This window comes from Halomonas sp. (genome assembly GCF_052095765.1).
Taxonomy (GTDB): domain Bacteria; phylum Pseudomonadota; class Gammaproteobacteria; order Pseudomonadales; family Halomonadaceae; genus Halomonas.
Map to the genome: position 1 here is coordinate 1 of NZ_JBQDJZ010000028.1, position 13,936 is coordinate 13,936.

10 protein-coding genes are annotated in these 13,936 nt (G+C 59.5%); 3 read left to right on the forward strand and 7 right to left on the reverse strand.

What is annotated here, in order from left to right; all coding sequences use genetic code 11:
• Window positions 1-109 precede the first annotated feature (109 nt).
• From ACTH3D_RS05540 to deoC, 4 genes are all read right to left on the reverse strand, one after another.
• Window positions 110-2,530, reverse strand: coding sequence for an N-6 DNA methylase (locus tag ACTH3D_RS05540; protein WP_441666069.1), 2,421 nt, complete (start codon window positions 2,528-2,530; stop codon window positions 110-112).
• Window positions 2,531-2,707: 177 nt separating this feature from the next.
• Complete coding sequence (locus ACTH3D_RS05545; protein WP_441666070.1) at window positions 2,708-4,255, reverse strand: class I SAM-dependent methyltransferase; 1,548 nt, start codon at window positions 4,253-4,255, stop codon at window positions 2,708-2,710.
• 121 nt (window positions 4,256-4,376) lie between these two features.
• Entirely contained in the window at window positions 4,377-5,105 is a 729-nt protein-coding gene (gene deoD / locus ACTH3D_RS05550; RefSeq protein ID WP_441666071.1) for a purine-nucleoside phosphorylase, read from the reverse strand.
• A gap of 44 nt (window positions 5,106-5,149) precedes the next feature.
• Window positions 5,150-5,917, reverse strand: coding sequence for a deoxyribose-phosphate aldolase (deoC, locus tag ACTH3D_RS05555; protein ID WP_441666072.1), 768 nt, complete (start codon window positions 5,915-5,917; stop codon window positions 5,150-5,152).
• Window positions 5,918-6,058: 141 nt separating this feature from the next.
• Here deoC and ACTH3D_RS05560 point away from each other — a divergent pair, with 141 nt between their 5' ends.
• From ACTH3D_RS05560 to ACTH3D_RS05570, 3 genes are all read left to right on the forward strand, one after another.
• Window positions 6,059-6,748, forward strand: coding sequence for a CBS domain-containing protein (locus ACTH3D_RS05560; protein ID WP_441666073.1), 690 nt, complete (start codon window positions 6,059-6,061; stop codon window positions 6,746-6,748).
• A gap of 185 nt (window positions 6,749-6,933) precedes the next feature.
• Entirely contained in the window at window positions 6,934-8,484 is a 1,551-nt protein-coding gene (locus ACTH3D_RS05565) for a hypothetical protein (protein WP_441666074.1), read from the forward strand.
• A 73-nt stretch (window positions 8,485-8,557) separates the two neighbouring features.
• The gene (locus tag ACTH3D_RS05570; protein WP_441666075.1) at window positions 8,558-9,259 is read left to right on the forward strand and encodes a glutathione S-transferase N-terminal domain-containing protein; all 702 of its coding nucleotides are present in this window, start codon (window positions 8,558-8,560) and stop codon (window positions 9,257-9,259) included.
• 113 nt (window positions 9,260-9,372) lie between these two features.
• Here ACTH3D_RS05570 and ACTH3D_RS05575 read toward each other — a convergent pair whose 3' ends face one another.
• The 3 genes from ACTH3D_RS05575 to ACTH3D_RS05585 all read right to left on the reverse strand — a co-directional run bounded on the left by ACTH3D_RS05575 (window position 9,373) and on the right by ACTH3D_RS05585 (window position 13,931).
• Window positions 9,373-10,512, reverse strand: coding sequence for an aminotransferase class V-fold PLP-dependent enzyme (locus ACTH3D_RS05575; RefSeq protein ID WP_441666076.1), 1,140 nt, complete (start codon window positions 10,510-10,512; stop codon window positions 9,373-9,375).
• A gap of 90 nt (window positions 10,513-10,602) precedes the next feature.
• Window positions 10,603-12,753: a phosphate acetyltransferase gene (pta, locus tag ACTH3D_RS05580; protein ID WP_441666077.1), complete on the reverse strand. Its 2,151-nt coding sequence runs from the start codon at window positions 12,751-12,753 to the stop codon at window positions 10,603-10,605.
• A complete protein-coding gene (locus ACTH3D_RS05585) occupies window positions 12,750-13,931 on the reverse strand; it encodes an acetate/propionate family kinase (protein WP_441666078.1) in 1,182 nt (393 codons plus the stop codon). Before ACTH3D_RS05585 ends, pta begins: the two co-directional genes overlap by 4 nt.
• Window positions 13,932-13,936 lie beyond the last annotated feature (5 nt).

A 13,936-nucleotide genomic window follows, 5' to 3' on the forward strand; every position in this document is an offset into this window, starting at 1 on the left:
CTACTCGACGGCTACGGGTCTGAGCGCACGATAAATTTTGAATAGCCACTTAGAAGGTGTGCCTCCAATGAAAAAGTGACAAACATCAGAAAGCTGACAGTGAGTCCACTCAAACATACCCCAGCCCCTCCAGATAGCCCTGCAGTTCCTTGGCGGCGGCGTCGCGTTCGGCTTCGATGTCGGCCAGGGTGACGCGGTATTTGTCCCACCAGGTCTCGACGGCGGCGATGACGTGCTGACGCTGCTGGCGGATGTAGCGCTCCAGGATGCCCTTGAGGTCGTTGTGCAGAATCTCGCCGACCAGCTCGGCGGCGGTGAGTTCGTCCAGGGCGTCTACCGCGCTGTTCAGGTGCTGCGCGAAGCTGTTCACCTTAGCCTTGTGCTGCTTGCGTACCTCGGTGCGTTGTTTCTTCCAGGCTTTGATGTCTTCCGGCGTGGGCGCGTCGTCGTCCTCGCTGCTGTCGGAGTCAGCTGCCTCGTCTTCGGTATCCGGCTTGGCTTCGGCGGCTTTGATACGGGCGTCCAGCTCGGCGCGCTGGGCGGCAAGTGCGTCCAGCTCGGCCACGTAGTCGTCCAGCAGGAAATGCACCAGGCGGTGGTCCAACGGGTTGGCCTTGCTTTGTTCGTCGTCCAGCAGGCTTGCGATGGCGGTGCGCCAGGCGTCCACCACACCCAGGCAGCCGCGGGCTTGCAGGGTGCGGAACTCGTTTTTGTTGTCGAACCAGAAGCCGGCGATGATGCCGCGCACCGCGAAACGGTCGAGCATGGCGGTGGGCTCCAGCGCGTTCGAGAAGCTGCCCAGCAGCTCATCGCGCAGCTGGGTCAGGCGGCCCCCGTTGCTAAAGAGCCCGGTGATACTGCCAGCGTGCTCGGCCCACCAACGTTCAAACGCCGCCATCACGCTGGCTTCTTTGTGTTGCAGGCCGGCATCCTGCTCGATAGCCGGTTTGAGGCCGCGCTTCTCGCTTAGCGGCTCGGTGAAGCTCACATAGTCGGGGTCGTTCGCCTGTGGCGTAAACAGCACCATGGGGTCGAGGCCCTGGGCATCGAACAACGGGCGTTTGGCGTCGATTTCGGCCACCGGCACGCCGCCTTTCAGGTGGGCGCGCACGTCCTGGGGCTCGGGTGGCGGGGTGTTGTCGGCGTAGCGGCGGATGTTGAGGTTGTAGTCGTTGTCGCGCAGCTCGGCCAGCGGCACCACCCGCGAGAAGCCGGGCACGCTGGTAAAGCTGTCGAAGGTGCTGGCGATCTTCTCGATGTGCTCGGGCAGCAGGTGGTTCTGGGCGCGGCCTTCGTAGTATTCACGGTCGGCGTTGATGAACAGCACCTTGCCCTGGCGATCCTCGGGCTTGGCGCCTTTGGCGCGCAATATCAGGATGCTGGCCGGAATGCCGGTGCCGTAGAAGAGGTTGGGGGCCAGGCCGATAACGGCTTCGACCAGGTCGTCTTCGAGCATACCGGCGCGAATACGTTTTTCATCGCCGCCGCGAAACAGTACGCCGTGGGGCATGACGGTAGCCAGACGCCCGTCCGACTTGAGGCAGGCGACCATGTGCTGCAGGAACATCAGGTCTGCTTTCTTGGCGCCCTCGGGCACGCTGCCGTAGTGGAAGCGCTCGGGGAAGTGCTGGCTTGGCGTGTAGCCGATGGAGAAGGGCGGGTTGGTGAGGATGCGGTCGAAGCGCACCAGCTCACCGCCTTCGATGTGCTGCGGGTCGGTCAGGGTGTCGTCGTTGCGCAGGTCGGCACTACTCACGCCGTGCAGCAGCATGTTCATCTTGGCGATGGCCCACACCGAGCCGGAGGCTTCCTGACCGAACAGGTTGAGCCGGCGCGGGTCGCCGCCCTGTTCCTCCAGGTATTCCTTGGCGTGAATCAGCATCCCGCCCGAGCCCATGCAGGGGTCATAAACGCTATGGCCTTCCTGAGGGTCCATCAGCCGCACCATCATGCGAACTACCGGGCGCGGGGTGTAGAACTCGCCGCCTTTCTTGCCCGCGGAGTCGGCGAAGTCGCGAATCAGGTACTCGTAGGCCGCGCCCAGTAGGTCGGGAAACTCGAAGTCCTCATTGCGCAAACGGTACTCGCTGAAGTGGGTAATCAGGTCGCGCAGCTTTCTGTCGGGCAGGGTGGTGGAGCCCACCCGGCGGGTGAAGTCGATGTGCTCCAGCACTCCGGCCAGGCTGGGGTTGTGTTCTTCCAGGCCAGCCAGCGCTTTGTTCAGCGCATTGCCAACGCCCTGGTGGGCTTCCTTGAGCAGGTAGGGCCAGCGGGCCTGCTTGGGCACGTAGAAGGTGGCCTTGTACCAGTCGGGTGCCTCGATCTGGTGGGCAATATCAACCGGGCCTGCCCCGGCCTGTTTGAGCTGTTCATGGACTTCTTCCTGGCGTTGTTCGAACACATCCGAACAGCGCTTGAGAAAGAGCATACCGAAGATGTATTCCTTGAACTCTGAGGCGTCCATGCGCCCACGCAGGATGTCGGCGGCCTTGAACAGGTGCCGTTCCAGCTGGTTAAGGGTGAGGATCATGTACAGCGGTTCCCTTTGCGATGAGTCGCCCACCTATGGCGAGCGGGGTGTTTGGGTCTATCTCACCAAACCTGGGGGCAGAATGCCATGCGTGGCACGAAAGCTGGCCACACAAAACCAATGGCCCTCGCAGAGAGGGCCATTGGTGTAGTGGTGTTGCAGGGCTGCCGCCAGGTGTTACTGTTTTTCGGGGATGACCTGCAGGCCCTGGAAGATAGGCAACCCCTGATCAATGAATAGGGTAGCGAGCCGGGCAAGTTCATCAATATTGGCCTGCTCGTCCTGCAAGGTTTCACCGTCCTTGATGACCAGCTTGTTCTGCGCCGACAGGGTGCGCCAGGCGCTATCTGCCATGGCGTTGGGCGTGGTGCCACCCTCGATATAGGACAGCAGGAATAGCTGCTGAAACAGTGTGACGCGAATACCACCCCCGGTAACGGGGCTGGCCAACAGGTTGGTTTCGTTATTGCTGCGCACTTTGCTCAACAGGTGGCGGTTAATGCGGTGTGAGGTAGCCTTTGCTGTTTCGATCTCGGCGTCCTGCTGCACTGGCTCCAGTGCGCCTTTGGCCGCCAGGATGGTGATGGCGTTGCTCAGGGCTGCCATGCTGATATCGTGGCCTTCCAGCCGTTGGCGTAGCTCGCCAATCGAAACAGGCTGGTGGTCAGCCAGTGCTTCAAGCACGGGTGTATAGATATTTTCCAGCAAGTTGAAGGTGCCCTGCTTGCCGGCGATCTTGAGCTCAACGGCGTCATGCGGTGTGACCAGGATGACACGCTGTTGTTCCAGCATGTCGTGCTGCTCGATCATGCTCAGGCGGCGCCCGCCCTTGACCCAGAGGTCGGCGCGGAACATCTGGTTGGTGCAGAAATCCTTGACGGTTTCGCCAAACATCGGATCGCTGATGGAGTTGAGCAGTGCACGCTGATCATCGCTGAGCTGGATGCTCTCGATGGTGTCGCCATAACGGGCAGAGGTCGCCCATTTGAGCTTGGTGGGAGCAAGCCACTTGGCCATCTTTGAAAACCCCATGGGCTCCCAGTCGCCATTGAAGTATTCGTGGGCCACATAGTGCTTATTATCGCTGCGCATCTTCTCGATACGCCCTTTGATCTGCGGGTTGGCCTTGCTGAACTCAGGGTTGGTGTCGATCAACTTGCTGGCAAATTCGATGGCTTCCTCGACGCGGGCCAGGGTGCCAGAACCCGGTGCGCTCATGACCTCAGAGTGTTCCATCAGCAGGTCGCGCATTGGTGCCATGGCTGCCCAGCCGGGCTGGGAGTTGTAGCTGATGTAAAGCACGCCGCCTATCTTGAGTTTGCGGCGGATGAAGTCGACCAGGATGCTGCGGTTGGCATCTGAGATCCAGCTCCAGATGCCATGCAGGCCGATGAAGTCGAACTCTGGCAGGTCGTCACGGCTGGCAAACTCGTCAAAGGCGTCGTCATATAGCGTGGCACCGGACTGGCTGATGTTGGCCAGCTCCTGGGCAAACGCCGCCTGATTGGGGTTGAAGTCGGTGCCATACCAGTTAATGCTCGACGCCGCGGCATGCAGGTTGGTGCTCATGCCTTGTCCAAAGCCCAGCTCACAGGCGTTGATTACCTTGGGTGGTCGCAGGCCTGCATTGATGAAGGACAGGTTGATTCGCAGCGGGTTCAACTCGTTGTAGTAGCCGTAGGTATAGTCAATATCTGCCACATAGCCGGACGTCCAGTCGGACATAGCACTTACTCCAAATAGTGTTGTGCAACAAGCTCAAACGGGCTGCATCTCAGCATCTGGTCGATAGGGTGCGATGATGGTCGCGAAATGGCAACGCAAAGTCCTGCGACTTAACCAAGGTTTACGCTTGTTGCAGCGCATCATCACGCAACACGGTGTCCAGTGCGATGCGAATCATGTCGTTAAAGGTGTTGGCACGCTCATCGCTGGAAAGCGACTCTCCGCTGACAATATGATCAGACACAGTGCACAGCGTAGCGGCTCGGGCGCCGAATTCGGCGGCCACGCCATAGAGCCCAGCGGCCTCCATTTCGACGCCGACAACGGCGTAACGCCGCAGTAGCTCGATAGTGTCCGGCCGCGGATCGTAGAACAGGTCTGCCGAGAACAGGTTGCCCACTTGGGCGTTAATGGTCAGCGCAGCAGCGGCGTCGACGGCATGGCGGGTGAGTGCGAAGTCGGCGGTGGCGGCGAAGTCCATGCCGCCAAAGCGGCTGCGGTTGACGCCTGAGTCGGTGCAGGCGCCCAGCCCAATCACCACGTCGCGCACCGCCACATCGTCGCGCACTGCGCCGCAGGAGCCCACGCGTATCAGCCGCTTCACGCCGTAGTCGGTGATCAGCTCCTTGGCGTAGATCGACACCGATGGAATGCCCATACCGTGGCCCATGACCGAAATGACGCGGCCCCGGTAAGTGCCTGTGTAGCCTTCCATGTTGCGGACATTGGTGACCAGACGCGCGTCGTCGAGAAAGTGTTCAGCGATATGGCGCGCGCGCAGCGGGTCGCCGGGCATCAGCACGGTGTCGGCGAAATCACCGGGAGCAGCACTTATGTGGGGTGTTGTCATTGGTTTTCCTGGCTGTCATGGAGTCCACGATAACATGTCGCGTGCTATACAGAGGCCATGCCGTCCTGCAGGGTGTCCAGCAGGTTATCGAGCAGCCCGGAAGCACCGAAGCGGAAGTGTGCCGGTGTCACCCAGGCTGGCCCCATGATGTCGGCTGCCAGCGTCAGGTATTCATGGGCCTGCTGGTGGGTTGTGATACCGCCTGCCACCTTGATGCCCAGGTTTTCTCTGCCGCTGACCTGGATGGCTTCAAGCATGATTTCGGCGGCATCCAGAGTAGCGCCTACTGCCGTCTTGCCAGTCGAGGTCTTAATGAAGTCGGCTCCGCCTTGAATGGCGATGTCGGCGGCACGGCGAATCAGCGCGGGGTCGGCCAGCTCGCCGGTTTCCAGAATGATTTTCAGGGTAGCGTCGACGGCCGCCGCGCGGCACATTTCGACCAGTTCCAGGCCAATGGCTTCGTCACCAGCCAGCAGGGCGTGGTAGGGAAACACCACGTCGACCTCATTGGCGCCTGCGGCAACTGCGCTGCGGGTTTCACGGGCGGCAGCCATAGGGTCATCGTTGCCATAGGGGAAGTTTGTGACCGTGGCAACTTTTACGGTGTTGGCATTGGGGCCACTCTCCGTATTCAATGCGCGCTGGGCAGTGACCACGAAGGCCGGTAAGACACACACTGCGGCGGTGCTGCCCAGCGGCGTTTTTGCCTGGCGGCAGAGGGTTTCAATATCACTGTCTGTGTCGTCGTCATTGAGGCTTGTTAGATCGATGCAGGCCAGTGCGAGCCGGGCCGATTGCTGAAAATCATGCATTTAATGCTCCAAAAAGTGTTGTTGATCAATGAGGTTTTCATCTGATATTGCTATCTTGGGCAAGATGGTAAGTAATTACACGAGGATTAGCTTTCTTTGCTGATCGTATCTTGGTGTATTTTTCAGTACTGGAGATAGCCCATGCGCGCCGCAGATATCATGACAACCGAGGTGATCACCGTCACCCCAGAAACCGAAGTAAGTGAAGTTGCCAAGCTGCTTGTTGAGCACAGTATCAGTGCTGTGCCGGTGGTGGATAGCGAGCTGCACATACTGGGTATTGTGAGTGAAGGTGATCTGATCCGCCGTATTCGTAAAAGCCGAGATGGTGCTCCCCGTAGCTCCACATGGCGGAAGATATTTTCAGGCACTAGCGTGGAAGACTATGTAAAGACTCGTGGCCGCCACGCGGCTCAGGTGATGAGTACGGATATCCTGACCGTCACTGAAGATGAGCTGTTATACCGGATTGCCAGGGTGCTTGAGAAAAACAACGTCAAGCGGGTTCCCGTTGTGCGTGATGGAAAGCTGGTAGGCATTATCAGCCGTTCCAACCTGTTGCGCGGTTTTGCAACGGCAAAGCCTGACATCGGAAGTGATGCCGATGACCTCAGTATCCGTAAAGCCATTTATAAGGAACTGAGAGGTCTCAGTGGTCTGATGGGCGAGCGTCTGAACATTATTGTGGCAGAGGGCCATGTTCAGCTGTGGGGGCTGGTGGAAAACAAGGAGCAGCGGTGGGCTGTGCAAGTGGCAGCCGAAAATACTCCTGGGGTTAAACGGGTAACCAATCACCTGGGCTTTGTGCCGCGTGGTATTGGTGGTTACTGAGTCGTTGTAAAAAGCAATATGGTATGATTTATCCTCGGCACGAAGCGCTTTCCTATTGCGTTTCGTGCTTTTGGTATCCTCAGGCTTAGCCGGTGGGTGGCCTGATTGACGCTGTCGTTGCTGCACCTTTCCACGCGCTGCTTTTCCTCTGAGGCCTGTCCCTCCACGTCATCAAGTGAGCATCTGTGGTCAATGTAACTATCAAGGATAGCCATCACCTGCGCATTGCGCGGGTATTGGCAGAAGGGCGCTCTCACCATTTGGATGTTGTGCTGTTTCTGCCGGCTGAACTTGGTCTGACTACAAAGCTGATGACCGAGGAGGCCTTCTATCACCGGGTGTTCCAGATCAAGCGTACGTACTACAGCGAACGTCACCGCTTACCCCTGGTGATGAGTCGGTTGGCTGGTGCGCGTCTGGATGTTGACCAGTTTCGCTTGGGGTTGAGTCTTTATGCGCACCAGTATGTTCTGGCGCTGGAGGAGGCAAGCCGCTCACTGCTCGGGCAGGCCCGTGACTTGCGCAAACGTGCCAGGCGGCTGATGCGCAAACCTGAAGAGGAGCAGACGACTCAGGCGCAACAGGAGCTTGAAGAAGCGCGTAATGAGCTGGCTGCCCAGCTCAAGGACACTATCATGCTGTCGCGTGGCATCCTCAGGCGGATGCGCCGCCAGCGGCACGACGAACGTTCACTGCGCGACCACTTCGTCAATATCGATAACTATCTCTCTTGGCAGACCGAGCAGCAGCTGTTGGCGATAGCTTCAAAGCTGCCAGAGGACGGTGAGCTTGGTGCTGAACGTGAGGAGCTGCTGGCACTGTGTCGCGCAGAAAATGCCTATCGCGAAGAGCTGCGCTATAACCCACCCACCTTGGTGGATGATCCGGCACGGATATCCAATCGTATGCGTCTTTTGCGGTTGCTGATTGAGCAGCCGGTCACCCTCAAACAGAATCAGCAGACGTTGGGTGGCATCGAGCAGCGCATGGTCAAGGCGGCTGCTACTGGTCTGGTCATGGTGGTTGTCACCCTGGGCTTGATGCGGGCGCGAGAGCTGTTGGGGGATGTGACTGCGCTGTTTGTGTCGGCGCTGGCGCTGATGTATGCGCTGCGCGAAGTGTTTAAGGATGATCTGCGCTCGACCATGTGGCGCTGGCTGAGACGCGGCAGACCACGCTGGCGGCGGATGTATCAGGACCCCAGCAGCAAGACGCCGGTAGGGCGTCAGCTGGAGTGGTTTGACTACCAGAGTTTTGATGCACTGGATGCCGAGCTGCGACGCATGCGGGGCGGGGGCGTTGAGTGGCGGGGCGAGACAGTGCTGCACTACCGCTCGCGCTCCAGGATGTCACCGACGCGTTTCCTCAGCGGTTATGACAAAACCCGTGAGAACCTGACGCTGGATCTTTCACCGATTATCCAGTTGATGGTGAGCTCTAATCAGCGCGTGTTTGGTCTGGATGGCAAAGGGCGGATTGCCCAGGAAGTGGTGGAGCGCAACCACATGATGCAGCTGGTGGTTCGCGACCGTGAGAGTGACGGTCCCTCAGTCATCCAGCGCTGGAGGGTGGTGGTCAGCCGCACAGGCATTACCAGCTTGCAGCTGGCTGAGGAAAAGCAACAAGAGAATGAAGGTAAAGAGAGTGAGGGTAAACAGTGGGCAGGTAACGAAGAAAAAAAAAGGGGAGAGAAGACGAAAGAAAGTGCTGCAGCTCCGCGCAAAGAGCCTCGTTAGTAGTATGGCTTCAGCGTATATTGGTACAGGGTAATGGCTAAGTACTTCATCATCATTGACGCTAGGAGGCCACATGACACGCGTGCTCTATGAACTTTCCGGTATTGAAGAGGGACTTCTCTTCTCGCCTTTCTGCTGGCGGGTTCGTTATGCGCTAGCTCACAAGGGGCTTGAGGTGGAGACGCGGCCATGGCGTTTCACCGAGAAGGAAGCATTGGCTTTCGCACGCTACGATAAGGTGCCTGTGCTCGTCGACGATGACGAAGTGATCACCGACAGTTATGAGATCATGCGCTACCTGGATCGCCGCTACCCTGAGGCTCCACTGCTCGGGGAAGGAATGGCCGAGACGCGGGGACATTTCTTTAAACACTATGCCGAGCGTGCGCTGGCCCCGGCGATGATACGAATAATCATCATGGATCTGCTCAATGCCATCCACCCTGATGACCGTAGCTATTTTCGTGAGTCCCGTGAGAAGCGCTTTGGCTGCACCCTGGAGGAGCTTCATTCTCCAAGTCGAGGGGCAAGTCAGCTAACTGCCGCACTAGAACCGCTTCGCGGTCAGTTGATGGAATCGAAATTCCTCGATGGACAGGCCCCCGCAGGTGCTGACTATCTGGTGTTCGGCAACTTCATGTGGGCTCGCTGCGCCTCAGGGGCTGACTTGGTATCCGATTCTGATCCGGTTCATGCCTGGCTGGAGCGTATGCTTGACCTGCATGGCGGCTTGGGGCGAAACGCGCGGCGCATCATTGATATCGAGGGCGGCTAGCGGCACCGCTGTGAGACTCTCGGGGTTATACGCCTAGCTTGTTATTCACCACAAAAAACTGGCCGGAGCGACAATTGTCGCTCCGGCCAGTTTAAACGCAGGTTATCAAGGTATCAGCCAGCAGCATTGGCTTGGATACGATCCAGAGCGGTGCTGAGTTGCTCGATGCAGCGATCCACATTATGCAGCTTGTCCAGACCGAACAGGCCGATGCGGAAGGTCTGGAAGTCCTCACCTTCGTCGCACATCAGCGGCACACCGGCAGCTACCTGCAGGCCAGCGTCCGCGAAAGCAGCAACCAGCCCAGGGTTGTCGGTATAGCTGACTACCACGCCTGGCGCTTCGTAGCCGGGTGCAGCGACGCTCGGGAAGCCACGACTGGCCAGTAACTCGCGTACGCGGCGGCCCAGTTCCAGCTGCTCTTCACGCACCTTATCGAAGCCGTAGGCTTCGGTTTCAGCCATGACGCTGTGGAGTTTTTTCAAGCCGTCGGTGGGCAGGGTGGCGTGGTAGGCATGGCCACCTTGTTCGTAGGCCTCCATGATGTTCAGCCACTTTTTCAGATCAATGGCAAAGCTGTCGCTGGTAGTTTCTTCAAGAATTTCACGCGCTTGGCGTGACAGCATGACCATGCCGCAGCCCGGTGAGCTGCTCCAGCCTTTCTGGGGGGCGCTGATCAGCACGTCGATGCCGAGATCCTGCATGTCGACCCAATCGGTACCCGAGGCAATGCAGTCCAGTACCAGCAAGCCGTTCTGCTCATGAATTGCTTCGGCGATCTTACGCAGGTAATCGTCAGGCAACTTGATACCTGAGGCGGTTTCCACATGGGGCGCAAAGACAATATCGGGCTGCTGGTCGCGGATGGTTTCTAGCACCTCGTCAATATCGGGCGGCGCGAACGGTGAGGTGGGGTCGTCTTCGTCCAGGCGGCGTGCCTTACGGATATTGACCTCGGCAGGAATTTTGCCCACTTCGAGAATTTGGCTCCAGCGGTAGCTGAACCAGCCGTTACGGATCACCAGGCAGTTGCGTTTGCGAGCGAACTGACGGGCGGCGGCCTCCATGGCATAGGTGCCGCTGCCGGGAAGAATGACCGCCGAATGGGCGCGATAGACCTGCTTCAGCGTGGCGGAAATATCGCGCATCACGTTCTGAAACTTGGGCGACATGTGGTTGAGCGCCCGGTCGGTGTAGACCACTGAAAACTCCAGCAGACCCTCAGGGTCCACATCGGGAAGCAAGCTGGCCATGTGTTTCTCCAATTGTAATTCGGGCCTGAGATTAGCTTTCAAAGGATATGCTTTTAGGCAGCGTCAGGCCAGTATGGTGACTGGCGTTGATTATTGTGCGCTTTGTCCGGCCTGAATGGCGGTCAGTGCAATGGTGTAGACAATGTCATCCACCAGTGCGCCACGCGACAGGTCGTTGACCGGCTTGTTGAGACCCTGAAGCATGGGCCCCACACTGATGCAGTTGGCACTGCGCTGCACCGCCTTGTAGGTTGTGTTGCCAGTATTCAGGTCAGGGAATACGAATACCGTGGCACGGCCAGCTACCGGTGAGTCGGGTGCTTTCTGGCGCCCCACGCTTTCAATGGCCGCTGCATCGTATTGCAGGGGGCCGTCGATGATCAGCTCAGGCGCGCGTTCACGGGCAATGCGTGTGGCCTCACGGACCTTGACTACATCGCTGCCGGTACCCGACTGGCCGGTGGAGTAGCTGATCATGGCGACTCGCGGCTCGATACCAAAAGCTGCCGCTGAATGGGCGCTTTGAATGGCAATTTCGGCCAGCGCCTCGGCATCCGGATCGGGGATTACGGCACAGTCGCCATACACCACCACCTGATCGGGCAGTAGCATGAAAAAGATTGACGACACCTGGTTGTAGCCCGGCGCAGTCTTAATCAGCTGGAACGCCGGGCGCACGGTGTTGGCGGTGGTATGCACCGCGCCTGAGACTAGCCCATCCACTTTGCCTTCCGCCAGCATCATGGTGCCCAGAACAACATTGTCCTGAAGCTGGGCCTTGGCCGTCAGCTCATTCAGCCGCTCGCCGCGCAGAGCTACCATGGGGGCCACGTAGTCCTGGCGTACATCGCTGGGGTCGATGACAGTCAGGTCCTCGGGAAGAGTCAATCCTAGCCTGGCGGCCACTTCGTCGATTGCCTCGCGTTTACCCAGCAGCACACAGTCAGCAATACCCCGCCGCTGGCAGATCACTGCGGCTTCCACAGTGCGTGGCTCATCCCCTTCCGGCAGCACAATGCGGCGGCGGGTACTGGCGGCCATCTCGACCAGCCGGTAGCGGAACGCGGCGGGGGAAAGTCGCTTGGGCACGCCACGGCTGATGGTTTCACGCAGCCATTCCAGATCGAGATGAGCTGCCACAAAGCGCGTTACCAGCTCGGCCCGTTCGGTATCATCTAGCGGAATATCATTACCCATCCTGTCCAGCTTGCGCGCCGTGGTAAAACTGTCGTGGTCCACCGCCAGTACCGGGAGGCCCGACTCCAGCGCTGGGCGGCAGAAATCAATCATGGCTTGGTTTGGCGGCTCGCTGTGGGTCAGCAGAACGCCCGACAGCTGTACGCCACTGAGGGTCGCCATGGCGGCGGCCAGCAGGGTGTCGTCGCGGTCGCCCGGCGTGACGATCAGTCGGCCAGGCTGGAAGGCGTGCAGCATATAAGCGGCGCTGCGCGCGCAAAGGCTGGTGCCCAGCACCCGGCGGCTGGCCATTTCTCCCTCGTTGAGACAGCGTGCGTCCAGCGCTCGGGCAATATCCAGGGTGCGTGGCACACTCAGGCTGTCCTGCCAGGGTACCGCGGCAATCAGCTTGAGGCCGGCCGCATCGAGTGGCGACAGATGTTGCTGCCAGCGTCTCAGCACCTGCAGGCCTGACTCGGTGGTGGCTTCTGGCGCTGCGAGGCTGGCCTGATGCTGCGATGAAGTCACTGGCAAGCGCATCAACATACAGCCCAACACACGGCGCATCTGTCGGCCACCGAAGGCCTGTATCTGCATGTCGATCTGTTCAAGCAAGCCTGATGCATCGTCGCTGTCGCTACTGGCCACTAGAATAATGTTGGCGTCCAGTGCGCGGGCTAGCTGGGCATTGAGCGTGGCCGCATAGCTGGTGTCGGCGTTGGGGGCGAGCCCTTCCACCACGACCACCGCAGGCGGTTCATCCCCGTGGCAAAGCTGTCCCAGTTTCGCCACGGCAGACTCCATCAGCTCGGGGCTGCGATTATCAGCCAGCAGCCGCTCCAGTTCTGCTCTTGGCGTTGGCGTGGGCGGTGCCAGCCCGAGGGTGTTGGCGATCAGTGCCGAGCTGTGGTCAAGCGAGTGCCCGTCGTCGTCCTGGCGGAAGGGTTTGAGAAAGCCTGCTGTTACGCCCAAGGTGTCCAGCCCGCGTAGCAGGCCAAGGCAGGCTGAGGTCAGGCCAACGCCGCCGTCTGTGGGTACCAGCAGCAGGGTGCGAGGGGATGTCATCGATTACTCTCCAGCAGGCGCCGGGTTTCTTCTGCGATCCGGCCTTCTTCATCGGTAGGTATGACCCAGACTTCAGGGCGCTCAGGGTCACCTGTGTCAATGCGGCCTTCCACGCCACCCACGGTGTCGGTATTAGCTTTGCCAGCCAGGCGTAGCCCGAAGTGCGGCAGGCTCTCGATCACTCGAGTGCGAATCGCCGAGGCGTTTTCGCCAATGCCGCCGGTAAAGACGATGCCGTCCAGGCGGGGCAGGGCGCAACTCAGCGCGGCCAGCGATTTGGCCAACCGGTAACAGAATACCTCGATAGCCAGGGTGGCACCTTCGTGGCGCTCAGAGGCGGCTTGCTCGAGGGTGCGCATGTCGTTGGAAAGCCCCGAAAGCCCCAGTAGGCCGCTTTGCTTGTTGAGCAGGTTATCGATGGCTTCAAGGCTCCAGCCCAGTCGCCCGAGGTGGGCATGCAGACCGGGGTCCACGTCGCCGCTTCGGGTTCCCATGACGACGCCTTCCAGAGGCGTCAGGCCCATGCTGGTGTCGACGCTTTCGCCTTGCCAGACCGCACAGGTGGAGCAGCCGTTGCCCAGGTGCGCGATCAGCCAGCCGCCGTGGGAGCGCTTGCTCAGTGAGTCGACGCGTTGGCTGACATAAGCGTGGCTACTACCGTGGAAGCCGTAGCGACGTATGCCTTGCTGGCGATACAGCCGAATGGGGATGGCGTAACGATAGGCTTTGGGTGGCAGCGTTTGGTGAAATGCGGTGTCGAAGACGGCCACCTGAGAAAGCTCGGGATACAGTGTCTGGGTGGCCTGTACCCCGACAAGGTTCGCTGGGTTGTGCAGCGGTGCCAGTTCCGACATGGCTTCGATTGCGCGCAACACCGCTGGTGTGATGCTGGCCGCTTTGGTGAACCGTTCCCCTCCGTGAACGATGCGGTGCCCCACCGCCAGCAGCGGCTGGTCGGCGAGCCGTTCAAGGATGGCGCGCATGGCTTCCAGGTGGTTGGCTCCATCAAGCGAAATGGAAAAAGAGTCGCCGTTGGCGGCAACACCTCTCAGCCGGGCCTCGTTACCTCCCAGCCGCTCAGCCAGTCCGGAGATGCGCGGCTTGGTAGGATCGCTCGGCACCACAGCATATTTGACTGATGATGAGCCGCAGTTGATCACCAGGATCGAATCACCCATAACAC

What these genes read in the sequence shown, in the direction of transcription:
- ACTH3D_RS05540 (WP_441666069.1), bottom strand. Translation starts at nt 2,530, where the DNA reads ATGATCCTCACCCTTAACCAGCTGGAACGGCACCTGTTCAAGGCCGCC.
- ACTH3D_RS05545 (WP_441666070.1), bottom strand. Translation starts at nt 4,255, where the DNA reads ATGTCCGACTGGACGTCCGGCTATGTGGCAGATATTGACTATACCTAC.
- deoD (WP_441666071.1), bottom strand. Translation starts at nt 5,105, where the DNA reads ATGACAACACCCCACATAAGTGCTGCTCCCGGTGATTTCGCCGACACC.
- deoC (WP_441666072.1), bottom strand. Translation starts at nt 5,917, where the DNA reads ATGCATGATTTTCAGCAATCGGCCCGGCTCGCACTGGCCTGCATCGAT.
- ACTH3D_RS05560 (WP_441666073.1), top strand. Translation starts at nt 6,059, where the DNA reads ATGCGCGCCGCAGATATCATGACAACCGAGGTGATCACCGTCACCCCA.
- ACTH3D_RS05570 (WP_441666075.1), top strand. Translation starts at nt 8,558, where the DNA reads ATGACACGCGTGCTCTATGAACTTTCCGGTATTGAAGAGGGACTTCTC.
- ACTH3D_RS05575 (WP_441666076.1), bottom strand. Translation starts at nt 10,512, where the DNA reads ATGGCCAGCTTGCTTCCCGATGTGGACCCTGAGGGTCTGCTGGAGTTT.
- pta (WP_441666077.1), bottom strand. Translation starts at nt 12,753, where the DNA reads ATGACATCCCCTCGCACCCTGCTGCTGGTACCCACAGACGGCGGCGTT.
- ACTH3D_RS05585 (WP_441666078.1), bottom strand. Translation starts at nt 13,931, where the DNA reads ATGGGTGATTCGATCCTGGTGATCAACTGCGGCTCATCATCAGTCAAA.